The organism is Candidatus Aquicultor sp. (assembly GCF_054640775.1).
Genome location: NZ_JBTSLF010000051.1, coordinates 1 through 15,998 on the forward strand (window position 1 = coordinate 1; position 15,998 = coordinate 15,998).

Annotated in this window: 17 protein-coding genes; 13 read left to right on the forward strand and 4 right to left on the reverse strand. The window is 49.2% G+C overall.

All coding sequences use genetic code 11. From position 1 onward, the window contains the following. The 3 genes from ACYC56_RS05965 to ACYC56_RS05975 all read left to right on the forward strand — a co-directional run. Nucleotides 1–381 (forward strand): hypothetical protein (locus ACYC56_RS05965; protein WP_461373266.1); only part of this gene is annotated, 381 nt, incomplete at its 5' end. Nucleotides 382–533: 152 nt separating this feature from the next. Beyond that, complete coding sequence (locus tag ACYC56_RS05970) at nucleotides 534–1,991, forward strand: O-antigen ligase family protein (RefSeq protein WP_461373267.1); 1,458 nt, start codon at nucleotides 534–536, stop codon at nucleotides 1,989–1,991. Nucleotides 1,992–2,129: 138 nt separating this feature from the next. Further along, entirely contained in the window at nucleotides 2,130–2,510 is a 381-nt protein-coding gene (locus ACYC56_RS05975; protein WP_461373268.1) for a hypothetical protein, read from the forward strand. Between the two features lie 22 nt (nucleotides 2,511–2,532). Here the strand turns inward: ACYC56_RS05975 and ACYC56_RS05980 are convergent, their stop codons facing one another. Genes ACYC56_RS05980 through pssD form a run of 4 tightly spaced genes read right to left on the reverse strand, consistent with a single transcriptional unit; the run spans nucleotide 2,533 to nucleotide 5,360 of the window. Further along, nucleotides 2,533–3,423, reverse strand: coding sequence for a glycosyltransferase family 2 protein (locus ACYC56_RS05980; RefSeq protein ID WP_461373269.1), 891 nt, complete (start codon nucleotides 3,421–3,423; stop codon nucleotides 2,533–2,535). Nucleotides 3,424–3,433: 10 nt separating this feature from the next. Continuing rightward, nucleotides 3,434–4,387: a glycosyltransferase family 2 protein gene (locus tag ACYC56_RS05985; protein WP_461373270.1), complete on the reverse strand. Its 954-nt coding sequence runs from the start codon at nucleotides 4,385–4,387 to the stop codon at nucleotides 3,434–3,436. Nucleotides 4,388–4,437: 50 nt separating this feature from the next. Further along, the gene (gene pssE / locus ACYC56_RS05990) at nucleotides 4,438–4,914 is read right to left on the reverse strand and encodes a PssE/Cps14G family polysaccharide biosynthesis glycosyltransferase (RefSeq protein WP_461373271.1); all 477 of its coding nucleotides are present in this window, start codon (nucleotides 4,912–4,914) and stop codon (nucleotides 4,438–4,440) included. Then, nucleotides 4,911–5,360, reverse strand: a complete 450-nt coding sequence (pssD, locus tag ACYC56_RS05995; protein WP_461373272.1) for a PssD/Cps14F family polysaccharide biosynthesis glycosyltransferase — start codon at nucleotides 5,358–5,360, stop codon at nucleotides 4,911–4,913. The genes pssE and pssD overlap by 4 nt, the downstream gene beginning before the upstream one ends. A 638-nt stretch (nucleotides 5,361–5,998) precedes the next feature. On the opposite strand from pssD, the gene ACYC56_RS06000 reads away from it, so the two are divergent. The 10 genes from ACYC56_RS06000 (at nucleotide 5,999) to ACYC56_RS06045 (ending at nucleotide 15,956) form a co-directional block, all read left to right on the forward strand. Then, complete coding sequence (locus ACYC56_RS06000; RefSeq protein ID WP_461373273.1) at nucleotides 5,999–8,740, forward strand: discoidin domain-containing protein; 2,742 nt, start codon at nucleotides 5,999–6,001, stop codon at nucleotides 8,738–8,740. A gap of 469 nt (nucleotides 8,741–9,209) precedes the next feature. After that, on the forward strand, nucleotides 9,210–9,509 hold the full coding sequence (locus tag ACYC56_RS06005; protein WP_461373274.1) for a hypothetical protein: 300 nt from the start codon (nucleotides 9,210–9,212) through the stop codon (nucleotides 9,507–9,509). Then, a complete protein-coding gene (locus ACYC56_RS06010) occupies nucleotides 9,499–9,861 on the forward strand; it encodes a group II intron maturase-specific domain-containing protein (protein WP_461373282.1) in 363 nt (120 codons plus the stop codon). Before ACYC56_RS06005 ends, ACYC56_RS06010 begins: the two co-directional genes overlap by 11 nt. 353 nt (nucleotides 9,862–10,214) lie before the next feature. Then, nucleotides 10,215–10,937: a hypothetical protein gene (locus tag ACYC56_RS06015; protein ID WP_461373275.1), complete on the forward strand. Its 723-nt coding sequence runs from the start codon at nucleotides 10,215–10,217 to the stop codon at nucleotides 10,935–10,937. Nucleotides 10,938–11,129: 192 nt separating this feature from the next. Beyond that, complete coding sequence (locus ACYC56_RS06020) at nucleotides 11,130–11,549, forward strand: cytochrome c maturation protein CcmE (RefSeq protein ID WP_461373276.1); 420 nt, start codon at nucleotides 11,130–11,132, stop codon at nucleotides 11,547–11,549. A gap of 3 nt (nucleotides 11,550–11,552) precedes the next feature. Then, nucleotides 11,553–13,658: a heme lyase CcmF/NrfE family subunit gene (locus tag ACYC56_RS06025; protein WP_461373277.1), complete on the forward strand. Its 2,106-nt coding sequence runs from the start codon at nucleotides 11,553–11,555 to the stop codon at nucleotides 13,656–13,658. Between the two features lie 7 nt (nucleotides 13,659–13,665). After that, nucleotides 13,666–14,430 (forward strand): ABC transporter ATP-binding protein, encoded by a 765-nt coding sequence (locus ACYC56_RS06030; RefSeq protein WP_461373278.1) that lies wholly within the window; start codon nucleotides 13,666–13,668, stop codon nucleotides 14,428–14,430. Then, nucleotides 14,430–15,113, forward strand: coding sequence for a heme exporter protein CcmB (locus ACYC56_RS06035; protein WP_461373279.1), 684 nt, complete (start codon nucleotides 14,430–14,432; stop codon nucleotides 15,111–15,113). Before ACYC56_RS06030 ends, ACYC56_RS06035 begins: the two co-directional genes overlap by 1 nt. A 2-nt stretch (nucleotides 15,114–15,115) precedes the next feature. After that, complete coding sequence (locus tag ACYC56_RS06040) at nucleotides 15,116–15,802, forward strand: cytochrome c biogenesis protein (RefSeq protein ID WP_461373280.1); 687 nt, start codon at nucleotides 15,116–15,118, stop codon at nucleotides 15,800–15,802. Nucleotides 15,803–15,806: 4 nt separating this feature from the next. Continuing rightward, nucleotides 15,807–15,956 carry a CcmD family protein gene (locus tag ACYC56_RS06045; RefSeq protein WP_461373281.1) on the forward strand — a complete coding sequence of 50 codons (150 nt, stop codon included), beginning with the start codon at nucleotides 15,807–15,809 and terminating at the stop codon, nucleotides 15,954–15,956. Nucleotides 15,957–15,998 lie beyond the last annotated feature (42 nt).

The window sequence follows — 15,998 nt, forward strand, 5'->3', positions numbered from 1 at the left end:
GATTTTATGAGGAGCAAAGTTGAAAGCAGGATCGGTAAGCTTGCGGACAGTGAGCAGATAACCAGTGAGAATATTAAGGATACGCCCATATTCACAGTAAAAGTGGAAGGTCCAGATCGTCGAAGAATCCGCGGGATTGCCGCTATCACGGTTGAAGAACTCCGGACTTATATTAATAAAGAGCAACGGCGAGAACAGACCCCGCGCGAGGACAGGATTGTTATGAGGCAGATTGGCGTACCGACAACGCCACGGTCAAGCCAGAGTTTCCAATCGATCAAACTCTCGTTAGCATTTTTATCGCCCGTGCTTCTGGCGATCATGCTTGCTTTTATGGTTGAAAACATTGACCGCCCAGGCAGCAAACGCAGCTCAAAGTAGGTGAGCGAGGATTTGCCATATGCCAACGTCTATCGTTCTCATTATCCCCAAGTGGTGTGATAAGTGGAACCCAAGGTAGCACGGTTGAATTCTGCCAGATGGGCGAAAGATCTTGCCGGCTATTATTGAGTTAGAGGAAGTTGTGCGTAGTTATGGGTGCCCAAACCAATGGTTATATAACAACTAACAATAATCAGGAGAGAGAGCGAAAACTCATCTATGGCCTTTTTATCGTATTGAGCGGCGTTCTTGTTGCCCTTGCGGTTTATGGCATGGGGTATCTTGGCCTCCTGGTGCCGGCTACCTTTTTAGCCGTCGCCTATAGCAAACGCATGAAATGGGAGACTCCTTTAAAAGTATATCTCGCTATTTTGTTCTTAGTACCAAAAGCACCCTACAAGATGCTCGGCGGTTTACCTATTGAACTCGATCCGAGTAGGCTTTTTCTGGTGCTTATACTGTTTTTATGGGTATCCATGCTTCTTGTTAACCCCGCTCTTAAAATCAGGAAAACAGGGATAGAGGCGCCGCTCTTCGGTTTATTTGCCATCTTGGTAATATCTGTGGCGGTCAATCTTGATTCGTTTTCGTATCAGGAAGTACCAAGCGCTTTAAAAGCGATCTTGTTATTTGTTATCTATATTTTCATTTTCTATTTGCTAACATCCATTGTCAGAGATTATCCAGCTACCAAATCGCTTGCCAGATGGCTGGTTTCATTAACGATATTTATTAGCGTATTTGCCATCATAGAGCGCTTTACGGGCTACAACCCGTTCAAGCATATCCATGAGTTCTTACCGTTTTTAAATGTCGATATGACCGAGGCAACCAAAGAAATGACTCGTGGAGAATTGAGGGTATCCGGCCCCGCCGACCACCCTATCGCCCTTGCCGCGCTACTGACGATGTTTTTACCATTACTACTTTATTTCTTTTATCAAGCGGAGTCTCTACTCAAAAAGTCTTGGTATGCACTTGGCATTATCGCTACTTTAACTGCAGCATTTTTCACAATATCTGCCACGGCTCTTGTGGGAGTTATAGTGGTAATACTCTCTCAATTATTCTTAAATCCACGCAGGGGGTTAACGCTTCTTATTATCGTTGTGATATTTGCGTTATGTGCGGGAATGTTTTTTGGCGCGAATTTTAAAGAGCTGACCGACAGGGTTTCTTATAAACATATTGTCAGTAGCGAGGTTGGCAACAATGAGGGACGATTAACTGACTACCCGCGAGTGTTGCAGAAATTCGCAGAAAAACCCCTGTTTGGGATGGGGTTCGGCACATTCGATCCAGAGAGATATTTTTACCTGGACAATCAATACCTCGGGTTTATCGTTGAAACCGGTGTGGTCGGGATACTAGCCTTTCTATGGTTGTTGTACTCATTGATTAAAAGTTTTAGGGGGTTTGCCTTGAAGGCAGAGCCAGGTGTGGGAGAGCTGGTATCGTCGTTACTATCCAGTGTGTTGGTGTTTGCGGCTGTATGCTTCACGTTTGACACTTTTGGTTTTGCCGATGTTGTCTATGCCTTTTTTATAATAGCCGGGTTAGGGTCTGCCCTGGTTATCAGCTTTAGAGACAAAACTCTGGATGCCCAATAAACAGCATGGTGTTACCGGTAATATGTGCCCTAGCTCCCTCAAATTCCCCCAGTAGCGTGGTAAACATAGAAACCGGCAAAATCTATGTCTAGAGCAGCTACTGGTCCTAGAAATATCGAATGAAAGAAGTTGTTGAATATGGGATGGAGAATTGCTATTAAGTTAGCAGGTATAGGCTTTGAAGTGTTTGCGGGGCTAAGCCTGCTGGTTCTCTTTACAGAGCCACAATTTGCCCAGGACCAGGTAGTTGTCAGGGCTATACCGTACTCTTTTCTGGCGATGTCAGGGCTGGGTGTCATTGGCACAAGGCAGTGGGGCAGGCATATGGTTATCGCGGTTAGCTTTGTCGGGCTTATGCTTGAGCTTCGCGAGATAAGCGGGGGACTCGACATCAAAGATGTGATCGAGACACTGATTTTCATCTCGGCACTGGTGTTTTTTACCCGGGAAAAGGTAGGGGAGCAGTTTAGAGGACAACTTCAGGAGGATGACTTTAATAAATTATCTGGCACCCAGTAAAGTTACACTATCCGACCTGATTCTAATTACCAGATTTATTGAAGATTCCCGGAAGCTTATTATAGATTCTAGCCCGCTGCTTTTTTCTGAGGTAGTTTACCAGGTCTTCCTCTAATACTATGCGCTCCCGAGAGAAGAGACCCGATAGGTAGCCGGTGAAGGCCAATATCCCGCCGATTAGAAACGGGAACTCGGCCATCAGTTTGATCGACCTGATGACCATAAAATCAAACGGGTATCCGATAAGGTAAGAGACTTTTCCTTGAACGTACTTTCCTTTCAGGATATTGCCGGCTCCCAGTGTCATCGGCTTAAGGTGAATGATTTGGATATCATCGAAGTTTGCCGTCTCCCAGCCGGCACGCTGCGCCTCGAGTTCATCTATGGTATCCCACGACGGAATCTCCCGTACCGGTTGGATATCAAGGTAGCATTCCCGCCGGTAAACTTTTGTGTAGCCGGGCACATGGTTTCTCGGGATTTTTTCGGCGGTAAGGCGTCCTACGTGATAGCTCCAACCCAATCCACCTGCAATACCCAAGCCCTCGTTTTCAGCGAATTTTTTAAATAACCTCTCGAAGTAATCCGGCTCGAATGCCACATCGGCATCGAGATTGACCACAAAATCGTACTTCAGTGGGTCGATATCCCGGGCTGCGTAACTGAATGCCCGGATGCCCCCGTATCCGACATCGCGGGTAGGGCTGCTGTGTCGTTTGAGCAAGCGAATGAAATCAGCCCTAGCCAGGTATCCCTCGACAACGGCGCATGTATCATCAGTCGAGCCATCATCCACGATTATCCACGATGATGGTGGAATCGTTTGACTTAGGACAGATTCGATTGTCTTAGCGATGAATTTCCCCTCATTCTTAACGGGAGTAATGATGATGTAGTTTATAATGTGATTCATGCTCTCTCCTTTACGGACGATGCTTAGGTAGTTCTGCTCCCGATGCCACCATTTTTATCAACTCTTTCCCGCTCTGGTAATATAAGCGACCCATTTGCGATACGTCATCGGAGGGTTTGACTATTGATAAGGCTAGAAAAAGGGTGCTCCGGTTGATTAGATATATGAGGCTTGCAATGTCGAACATAAGGGCCTTAAATCTACTAAAGTGTTTATAGCTGAACTGGCGTCTTGCCCTTAAGTGTTGGGTGTAAAGCTGAAGGTTTGCCTTTGTTTTCCCCATGAAATGGGTAAATACGGCATCCGGATAATAGACAATACGCCAACCGTTTTGCCGCATGCGATAGCACCAATCGACCTCTTCGGCATAGAGAAAAAACGACTCATCCAGCATACCGACCTGCTCTATGGCTGCCCGGTCAACCATCATAATCGCTCCGGTGATCCAATCGACACCTAAGGGTTTACCGTATGCGCTCTCGCCGAGGACGACCTCACCGAGCCTTCGAGATAGCTGTGGCGCAATCTTATGCATGAAGAGTGCTTCGAACAACTGGCCCGTTATGGCAGGGAATCGTCTGATTGAGTACTGCAAGCTGCCATCTCTATTAAGGAGCTTACCCCCAACAATTCCTATACCGGGGTTGTTGCGAATAAATCCTACTAAATTCTCGATTGCATGGCCGATAACCAAGGTGTCGGGATTCTGTATGAGCACATACTGGCCTTTCGCCAGACGTATACCCTGATTATTGGCCCTCGCAAAGCCGATGTTATCTTTGTTTTCTAGGTATCTGACAGCGGGAAAGCCAGACTTTGCTTTTTTAAGGCTATCATCGTGAGAGTCGTTATCTACTACTATTATCTCATGCTCGAAATCGAGCTTAGATTCATGTATTGACCGCAAGCAGTCAACCAGCATATCTGCGCTATTGTAATTAACAAGAACTATACTTAACAGCATACTCATCCAATTCGAAGTTTAGTAGCCACCACAAAAAGTAAGGATCCGATTTAGGCCGCCCAGTTTCTTGTTACTTTAGTTAGGTAACCGACCAATTCAGTTTTAGTTGATGCAGAGTGTGTAATAGTACTGTCCTTGAAATTTCTTATTACCTCTGCCAGATTTGAAAGATCAGCCACGTAGGCATAGCCATGCTCCTGCATCCAATAAGCAAATGAAGCCTGGTGGTCATCGATTGCTTCGCCGAATTGGCTTAACCGGGGGACCACAATAGGTACCTTCCCGCTCCTGATACATTCTAAAATCGTGCCGGCGCCGGCATGGGCTATTACTACAGATGATTCCTTCATCAACGCTTCAACCTGATCGAAGGGCAGGAACTCGGACCACTGGCAATGACGGGGCCGGTAGTCGGATGACCCCAGCTGTATATATGCGTGCTCTTTTTCAAGCCCACAATACTCATCAACTGCCTGTATCAATCTATTGAACTGGAATTGATCCGACCCGACGGTTACAAAAATCATAAAACCCGTCCTCTATATTCCGCTTTCGGTAAAGTTTTAGTCAGCTCAGGCCATTGAACAAGGAATTTATCGGCGACAGGATATATAAGACGACCGCTAAGAGATAATTCGGATGTCCTTGCTATCGATTCAATATAGATGGTTCTAATGCCGTAAAGCTTTGCGGCATAAAAGAAGGGTATGGCAACCCCGGAACCGGTCGAGATTATGGTCTGCGGTCTTAGCTCTCTGATAATCCGTAGTGCCAGCCAGAAGTTTCTAAAGAGATTTTTAACGTTTCTTGTTGTAGGATAAAACGCGGTGATTACACGCTCATTTGCAAGCAGCGACTCGACCACCTCTCTATCAAACGTGACCCACCATCGGTCATATTGCTCCCAGTATTCGCGGAGACTAAACAGCTCGTAAAGATGCCCACCGGATGAGCACACAAGGAGTATGCGCACGTTTTCCTCCACTTATGGTAAGAAGCAAAAACTCGTCTTATAGAATCCCATACCTAACCTCGCCGGTTACTAAACACGACCGGAGACTTTGTTGCGCTTGCCACACAGGTCCTCCTGTAAATAGCTACTTGAAGGTAGTAATTCCGGCCATTCTAATCGCCCTTTCGAGCGATAAGGTATTGCTCTGCCGTTTAACTTACTACTTGGTTAAGCTGAGGGGTTATAGCTTGCCTACGGTACGAGATGCACCAAAGGATGCATGGCTACCAGCAAGATTGCGGTCTATGGGATGATATGCATCATGCTTGCCGACCGGGCCCCACACCGGCTAGCTTTCTCTGGGTACGCGCACCTACTGGAACAGGTTGGATAACATACGCATATCGTTGACATAAATAATCCCTATGATAAGGTATATGAGAACCATGCCCCTAGTAAAACCATATCAGAGACGTAAACAAATTTGCCATCACAAGCCTTTTAAATAAGGTAGTCTCCAGCAAGGATAGGAGTGTTGTATGCAAAAAACGAAACTGCAACGAAAACCAATTAGCTTAACAGGGAGGGCGACAAAAATCTTAGGCTTATCACAATACAAACCACGGCATCTTTCTAAAAAGGTAAATCGTAAAGTACTTATGACTGCTAGTGCTTTACTACTTATCATTCAGTTGACAGTACCTATGCTAAGTCTTACCCCCGGCAACTACATGGGAACGGCAATTGCCGGAAGCAGGCCGGTTAGCGGCGTATGGTTCCCGGCATTCTTTAATCAGAATATCGACTGGAGCGGACATCTAAATGATCTAAAGAACAAGGGCGTTACTGATTATTATGTCGATACGGGCAACATGGGGGCTTCACGTTTTGGTAGCACACTTGTCAGTAACGATTCTACTTACGTGGACAAAGTTGTAGCAGGCAAACCTAGCGGAATGCGCCTACACTTGTGGCACCAGAATTTCTACATCGATTCAGGGTCGAGTAGCTACAGTACTTTGCAGAGTAAGGATGCGTTTGTACGTGACGCCGCAGGCACACCTAATGCACACTTTATTGACCCAGCTAACGACTATGCCATGAACCTGGATAAGCAGGTTACCATGGAGATGCTGACTAAATATGCTGGTAGGGTGGATGGTTATCATTTTGACTACATACGTTATCCCGGTAATGATACGGGATACACCGCAGCAGCACGCGCTAAATTTCAAGCCAAGTATGGCACGGTGGCTAATTGGCCGAGTGACGTACGTCCCGGGGGGTCAAGATACGGTCAGTTCGTCGACTTTAAGACCAGCCTGGTAACAGCACATGTGGCCGACGTATCTGCTGCAATACGTGCGAAGTATCCAAACATTCAGATTTCGGCGGCGGTATTTCCCGATATTAATAACTGCCGTAATAACATTAGCCAAGACTGGCCTACATGGAAGTCTTACATCAACGTATTTGTCAACATGACCTATGTTGATCCATCGGGCAACAGCTGGTTTAGCAAGGTTACCCAGCAGAATGTTCAACTTTCAGCACCTAATGCACAATACACCGGTATTGGTGTTTTCGGTGAGCCGGGACATATTTCTAATTCAACCAGTAATATGTTAACTCAAGCCAAGGCTGCGATCGGCTATGGTTCGCAGGGCGTCGTTGTCTGGGATGATGAGGCTCAGTTCTCTAATGAAGTTGCGCCCCAGCTTAAGAGCTATTTGGATGCAAACTATGGAACAGAGCCTGCACCTGCACCAATGCCAACACCAACACCAACGCCAACAGAACCAACGGTCAAGGGTAATTTAGCTCAGGGCAAGGGCGTATGGACTTCATCAGTTGAAGCCGGTGGGTATGAGAGCGAAAAGGCTGTAGATGGCGACATGTCCACGTATTGGAGTTCGCAGTACAGTGATCCCCAATCCTATATCGTAGATTTAGGTTCCGCCACAGACATAGGTAAGGTCGTATTGAAGTGGGAAACCGCATATGCGAAGAATTATGAAATAAGGGTCTCCAACGATACAAGTAGCTGGAAGATGGTAGCATCTGTTACCAATAGTGACGGAAATATAGATACCGTCACCCTACCGGTAGGAACTAATGCTCGCTATGTATCTATGCATGGAACCCAAAGAGCGACAGGGTGGGGTTACGCACTTTGGGAGTTTGAAGTCTATGCCCCAGACAACACAACGACAACGCCGGTCCCCGGCACTGGCACGACGCCAGATACGAGCACAACTCCACCGGGTGACAGCACGACGACCCCACCTGTAGTAACTCTACCTACAGATACAGCGCCACCTGCGGATACCACTCCGCCAGTGGCAGACCCAACTACGCCACCTGCTGCGCCCGATACGCAGGCGCCGGTGACGACCTTTGACGACCCGCTGGGGACTGCGATTCTCACGGGCACGGAGAAGCTGATCAAGGGCACGACTATGGATGACGTCGCCGTTAAAAAAGTCGAACTCACGATACAGCGTGGCGATGGCGATTACTGGACCGGCAGCGACTGGTCGAAGACCGCGGTGTGGATGCCCGCCGATATAAAATCAGGGGACGGTACTAAGATTGCCGCCTGGACGTATTTGTGGCAGCTCGTCTGGAGCGACAACCTGCCGTACACCATTAAGGCGCGCGGCATAGATACGGCCGGAAACGTCGAGGGCACCGCGTTTGTTGCCGTACGAGTCGATAACGTCGCCCCGAAAGGAACAATTACGATAGACGCGGATTCGAAGTTCACCAACAAGAAACCAGTTACCGTAACGAATTCGATAGATGGCGCATCCAAGATGAGGTTTATGGTCGACGATTCGACCTGGACCCCGTGGGAAGATTATGCAGGTACCAAAGCACTCGAACTCACGAATCAACCCGGCATCAAGACCGTTGTTGGCCAGTTTTCAGATGGCGCCAACACCTACGAAACGAGCGACACGATAGCATATCTGGATGCCCCGCTAGCGGGGATTACCGACATCAAGAGTCTCGTGACCTACCCGGAAGGGTGGAACATGATCACGGTGCCCGCTGATGGGGCCAACTTAGAGACGCCGCTCTATACCTATAGCACGGCCGATAACGCCTATCAGAAAGTAGATACGCCGCTTGCCGGCATGGCCTGCTGGGCGTACTTCAACCAGCCGGTAACCGTACCGGTGTTACTCAAATCGATTGATACATACAACGTATTACTGCAGCCCGGCTGGAATATGGTCGGCAATCCGTTTGATACTGCGGTAACGCTGCCATCCGGCTACATGGCATACATCTATAACCCGTCCACCGGAGACTACGAGACTTCGACCTCGATCCCAGAAGGGGGCGGGGCGTACATTAACTCTCCCGATGCCAGGACGCTGACGTTATCGAGGTAATCGGTAACGACGTACTATCCAGGCGGCCGCTTACAAGCGGCCGCCTCTTTATGTGCGCCCGGCATGGGCACATCACTTGGGGGTGAAAGTCCCCTGCGGGTCCCGGTGGTGGAAACCGCTAGCGAAAGGCAAGGGTGTCTACCGTGAGGTAGAATCTGCAGGAGCCCGGAGGGCGTATGGGGAGCCGAAAGCAAAATCCCGTACCGACCGAACAGAAATCGCATATGAGGCTGGTAAAGGTGGGTGAGCCTGCATAACAAGGCAAAGCCCGTAGCCACCAAAACCTTTATCAGTAGATGCGGCGGGAATGGGAGGAAAGTTACGTGCTCTTACCCGGGGAGGTCTCACTATCTGTCCAATAGGGACTAGGCTCTTCTGTAAAGAGAGTCGAGGGATGGTGAGAAGTCAGCAGAGGTCATACTAGGTGCTTTTGCACTGAAGGACCGAACGTGAAAGTGGGTCGATTAACGTGAACGAGTTCATGGACGGCAAACGGCAGAAAATCTCGCAGGAGAACTACGGTGTACGTGGCACGGGTGAAGCCTACGCTACCACGCCCGTAGGGCATCAGCCGCCCGTGGTACCACACGAAGAAACGACCAAAGAGGAAGATATCTTTAAGAGAATCCTTGAGAAGAAAAACCTGCGCTCCTCATTAAAACGAGTCAAAGAAAACAAAGGCGCTCCCGGAGTCGATTCCATGAAGACAGAAGAACTCAAAGAAAAGGATAAAGCAGCTCACCAGGCGAAGTGGCGGAATCTCTGTTAAAGAGACGCTCTGGCGCCTGAATCAATTCTTGCGTGGCTGGAGCGCCTACTTTTCGGTAGCGCGGGCAGCTACTCTCTTTAAAGAGCTTGATAAATGGATACGAAGAAGGCTTCGGTGCGTTATGTGGAAGCAGTGGAAACGACCACGGACCAGATTACGTGAGCTTAGGAATCGGGGTCTGACAGGATGGGTGGCCTATGCTGCGTTCTCGCGAAAAGGCCCCTGGCGTATGTCTAAATCACCTGCGCTTCAGCAAGCGATCCCCAACTCTTTCCTTGAATCCGCAGGTCTCATTAGCCTTCATGCACGATATCTGAAACTTAATGCTTCACGAACCGCCGGATGCATTTAAAGCACGTCCGGTGGTGTAGGAGGACGGGGGACGTGAGTCCCCCTCCTACCTGATTTTTTATGGCCGATCTTCAGAGCCGACCGTATATACCCCACGTGGTATGACATGGCGTTTTTCCTTCGCAAAAACAGGCAAACACGACCTATTTTCCTTGCTAAAGCACTCTATTTCTGTTAATCTGAACTTGTTTAGGCAGGCTAAAAAGGCGTTAACACAGAGGTTATTCATCACCCCTGTCAGGTTTGCTTGCCTAAACACCAAAATTGCGCTTCCTGACGGGGGTGCCCCATTTTTAAAGTCATCGAATATGATTTTAAAAATAGGGCAGAGGTTTTTCAGTTTTTGTGTATCGATTGAAAAAGACGGTTGTAACGTCATGGATATGGAGAGTTGCAAGTTCTATTATGGAGCTTAATCCTGGAAGGCGAAAAACAGCTTTATTGATAACCTTCGGGCTGATCATCTTAGCAATAGTCCTCGCGCTGGTTGCCCCGGAAGAAAAAACTCTAGGAAACTACATCAGACTAATCTACATACACGCGGCGGTAACCTGGGTCGGCATGGCCATGTTTGCGATCTCGGGATTGCTCGGCCTTTTTTATTTTGCCGGCCTTCTCACCCGAAGCGGACGACTTGCCGAGAAGACCAGCAGCATCCTTGCCATATCATCAGCAAGCCAGTCGACAGCGGTTCTATTTTGGTTCACCCATATTACTATCGGGGCGTATGCAGCTTCGCTTACCTGGGGCGGTAGGTGGTGGACCGAGCCTCGCCTGCGGGTCTCGTCTATTATTCTTTTAATGGCTGTTGTTGCGTATCTACTCAGGTTGGTAACAGAGAGCAAGTCATTGCAAGCCGGTATAAACCTCGGATTGCCCGTTGTATCGGTGTTACTGCTTACAATGACCGGTAAACTCGTACATCCCAATAATGCTTTTGCGAATTCCGATTCCTCGCAGATAAAGCTATTCGCCGGTCTCATCACGCTGGTATTTGTCCCGGTTGCGATCAATGTCACACGGCTCTTTATCGCAGGGCTCAAGGATAAAGAGGCGAGAATTAAGTTAGTGAGCTAAAGCTAAGTGGGCGCCCGGAGGCAGACCTGTAATTGCCTATAGGAGCAGTGTCCCGGCCAGGGTTTACGATTGACCTGACCAGCTTTCATATATATGCTACAAAGCATAGTAGATATAGTAGTAAAAGGTGTGGAATGCTCCGCGGGCCGGTCGTCGGCGGGGCACGGAGATAGAATTTGGAGGGAGACTTAGATGGTTGATAGCAAAAGCAAGACAAGGTTGCTTATCGTTACCGGCATCCTTCTTGTCGTCATCGGCGTTATGATCTGGCAATCGCTGGGCTCGGGCGCATCGGTATCTTACTATAAGGCTATAGCCGAAGTGACGCGCGACTCGTCCTTTGTCGGCAAAAACATAAATGTCGGCGGTCAGGTTAAAGAGGGCTCAGTTGTGACTAAGGGGCATACCTGCACGTTTACGATTTTCGATCAGAACAACAAGAATCTAGAGATGACGGTTGAGTATTCCAAGCAGCTGCCGTCGACCTTCGGCCCGGGCATTAACGTCGTGGCGGAAGGAAAGCTGCTTTCAAAGGGCAAGATCGTCGCTAACAGCGTTATTACTAAGTGCCCTTCAAAGTATGATAAAGAGAAGAAACCAGGAGGAAAATAGCTTATGCGTGTAATTGGCTTGCTCGCCCTTCTTGTGGCGATAGTAATTTCACTTTACTCGGCCTATAGTTTTTATCTGGGCAACAAAGCTAAACCGCGAAAAGGGGAACAGCAACAGCGATTGGGCAGCCTGGGTATGGTCTGGCAGTTCGTAAGTGTGACCTTTGCAGGTCTCACCCTGCTTCTTGCGTTTATCAACAACGACTTTTCGTTTGGCTACGTCGCGCAGAATTCGGCTCCATCCATGAGCGTATTCTATAGGATAGCCGCATTTTGGGCCGGCCATGAAGGCTCGCTTCTCTTGTGGCTCTGGATGCTTGCCGGATATACAGCGGTCCTTGCATTCTCAAATATGAAGAAGAACGACAGCTTAAAATCGCAAGCGCTCAATATTTCAAACTACGTCCAGCTTTTCCTGACAATTACGATCATCGTTGCGACCAACCCGTTTAAAGGCCCTATCCCCGAGATGAACGGGATGGGCGCCGGCATGAACCCGCTTTTGATGCACTGGGCGATGGTTCTTCATCCACCGACGCTTTTCATGGGATACGCGGGTATGACCATACCTTTTGCATTTGCAATCGCGGCGCTTATTAATAAGGACGCATCGCGCGCCTGGGTCGACCGTGCGTATAAGTGGACGCTCTTTGGGTGGCTGTTCCTAACGATTGGAATATTTTTGGGGGCCCTCTGGGCTTACGTCGTTCTCGGGTGGGGCGGCTACTGGGGCTGGGACCCGGTGGAGAACGCTTCAATTCTGCCATGGCTCACCGGCACCGCGCTCTTACATACCTTCACCATGTACCGCCGCAGGGGCGGCATGAAGGTATGGGCGGTATGGCTTGCTTCGCTCTCGTTTATCATGGTCATTATGGCTACATTCATTACACGTTCGGGCCTGTTGTCTGCGGTATCGGTGCACTCATTTCCCGAAATCAGATGGGACCTTACCTTCCTATTCGGCGGCCTCATGCTCACCGTCGTCATCTTGACGGCATACCTTGCGAATACTCGCCGCAAAGAACTTGAGGCGCAGGAGTTCTTTCAGGACTTTTTCTCACGGCATTTTACCTATTACTTGAACAATGTGGCGCTTACCGTCTTTACCTTTATCATCCTTGGCGCAACGGTAATTCCGGCGTTCGTAGGCGCCACGGTTGGCGCCAGTTTCTATAATGCACTTGCCAAACCGCTTGGCGCGGTCTATTTATTGCTCATCGTCATCTGCCCGTTCCTTGGCTGGACCAAGACGGAGCCGGGCAAGCTACTTAAACATCTCGCCATACCGGCGGTATCTGCGGTAGTGCTCGCCGTCCCGCTCTATCTGTTTGGCGGCACCGTCTTTAACTTCGCCGAGACCCTCAACGGCTCGGTTAGTTTTATGGATACCCTTGGACAGGTCTATAACTTTATCCTTCTTGTCGTGCCGATATTCGCCATCGTGGCGGTACTTGAACTTTTCTATATCACCGCAAGCGCCAGGGCCAAGGGCCGTGGCGTCGGGTTCTTCACGGGTCTCGTTGCGCTCTTTAGGTTCAATCGCAGCACGGCTGGAGGATTTGTAGGCCACCTCGGCATCGCGATAATGATGTTCGGCATCGCGGGCTCACAACTCTACGTGCAGGATATCCCGGCGACGATTAAAAACCAGCCCGGCCAGGTCGTCCAGGTTAGTAACTATGAGTTGACGTTCAAAGGGATCAAAGAATCGCAGAAACCGGGCGAGTATATCGCTAACGCGATCTTTGACATGAAGAACCGCTCGACCGGCAAATTTATGGGCCAGGTGGCGCCGGAATTTATCTACCACGAACTGCAGCAGAATCAAACGACAAAAGCGGCCATTCACTATGAGCCCTTCAGAGATATCTTCGTTGTCTTTAACGGCACAGACCAATCGACCGGCGACCTTTCCCTCAACATTAAGGTAAATCCACTGATATCGTTCGTATGGATCGGAAGCTTTCTTCTTGCCTTGGGTACCATGGTTTCGATGTGGCCGAAGGCGGTTGCCGTGACCGAAGAGGCCGAGGACGAAGTGGATGCGAAAAAGCCGAAGAAAAAAGTCGCAGGCAAGCGCAAAGAAGCATTAGCGGGGGCCGAATAAGCTGTTTATGAAACAAGTAGTGGAGCCTTTGGAAAAAGAAAGAGAAGGGGATGCTTTGAGCGTGCCCCCCGAGGTCGAGGTAAAGAACCTCTCAAAAGTATTCGGGAAACGAAAAGTTCTCGACAACATATCCTTTGAGTTAGAAAGGGGTGGCTTTCTCTCGCTGTTTGGACCAAACGGCGCGGGTAAGACCACGCTCATCAAAATCATCGCAACGCTTGTCGCACCCACCAGCGGGGAGGTTCGCCTTGCCGGCATCGACCCGCAGAAGAACTCGGCGGCCATACGGGCCAAAATCGGGCTTATCTCGCACAGCCCGCTGCTGTATCTTGACCTAAGCGCTGAAGAAAACCTGCGCTTTTACGGTGCGATGTACGGCGTCGAGGACTGCGATGCGCGAATCGACGAGCTTTTGGACCAGGTGGAGCTGGGCCACCGGCGCTACGACCTGGTGCGCACATATTCCAAGGGTATGACCCAACGTCTTGCGATCGCACGTGCCCTTCTTCACAAACCATCGGTGCTTTTCCTGGATGAGCCGCATACCGGTCTCGACCCACATGCCGTCGATATTCTCGAGAGCCTTATCGACAGCATCCGCAAGGACCACACCTTTATTATGATCACGCACAACATCGACCGCGGGGTCTCTCTATGCTCTAAAGCGATGATTCTTTATAACGGACAGATTGTTTTCTACCAGGATAAAAACGAGCTCGATATCGACATGTTTAAAAGCATCTACCAGCAGCGCGTAAGGGGTGATTCGTAATGTCGGGCGGTCGCCAGATCGGCGCGATCATCAAAAAGGATATCATCGCCGAGCTTAGAACTAAAGAGATGGTCGTCTCCATGTTCCTGTTCGTGCTGCTTATCATGGTAGCGTTTCACTTCGGGTTCGGCACGACGACCGATTTTAACCCCTTTGCCGGCGGTCTGATATGGATCGCGTTTTTGTTTACGTCGCTCTTAGGCTTAAACCGCTCCTTCGTCCACGAAAAGGATGAGGGGTGCCTCGAAGGGTTGCTTCTCTCGCCGGTAGACAGACCGAACATCTTCTTCGGCAAGATGATAGGCAACTTCATATTTTTAACGATTGTCGAGGTCATCGCGGTGCCACTCTACCTGGTGATGCTCAACCTTTCGATAAAGGGGTCAGTCCCGATGTTTATCCTGGCGATCGTCTTAAGCAACATTGGGATATGCGTCGTCGGGACGCTGCTTTCAACGATATCGATCAACACGAAAATGAGGGATATGCTGCTGCCGCTTATTTACCTGCCGCTTAGCTCGCCGATTCTTATCTCCGCCGTGACTGCGACCAACGGGATAATGGGCGGCGTAACGGGTGAAAAGTTCGCTCCCGTGGTGAGCGCAATGAAAATATTAGCGGCGTATGATATAATGTTCTTGCTGGTAGCATATGCTCTTTACGATTTTGTGATAGGGGAATGATTATGAAAAAGGCGACTACTATATTGTTAGGCATTGGAAGCGTCCTGTTACTTACCGGCATCGCGTTTGCGTTTCTTGTCGCACCTATCGCTATCGATCCCAACACAAACCAAGAGGTGCTTCACCAGAAGATACTCTATTTCCACGTGCCGGTTGCCGAAACATCGCTCTTATCGTTTATCCTTGCGGCGATATTCGGGGCGCTGTTTCTTTACAAGAGGGAGCGCAAATACGATTTCTTAAGCCTTGCCGCGGTCGAGCTCGGCTTTTTATATGGACTGCTCGTTGAGATGACCGGCATTCTATGGGACAAAGCGGCCTGGGGCGTGTGGTGGCAGTGGGATTCTAGACTTACAACATATTTCATTCTGATGCTCATGTATGCAGGGTACTTTGTCATGCGCTCGTCGATCAGCGAGGAGAGCACCAAAGCCCGCTTTAGTGCGGTCTACTCCATCATCGCCGCGGTCAACGTTCCGCTGACGTTTTTCGCCATCAGGCTTATCCCGTCGATACATCCGGTGATCTTCGATTCGTCAGGGGCAGGCCTCGAAGGGCCGCTTCTCGTGGCGTTTCTGGTCTCGATGTTCGGTATGACGTTCTTTTACGTGTCGCTTCTCTTAACGCGGTATCAGATGTTTGGGGTAAGCGAGGAACTCGATATTTTGAAGAACCAAATTGGAGGTTAGTACTATGAAGGAGCAATTGCCATACGTAGTTGGCGTCTATATGGGAATCTGGGTGGGGCTTCTCGGATACGTGTTCATAGTCAACAACAAGCTTTCGGGTCTTAAAAAAGAACTCGGCGCCCTTAATAAGGCCGTCGAAAAAAAGAACAAGTAATAGACTCCCAAAAAGTTCTTATCAGGTTTGCTTTTAGTTTGG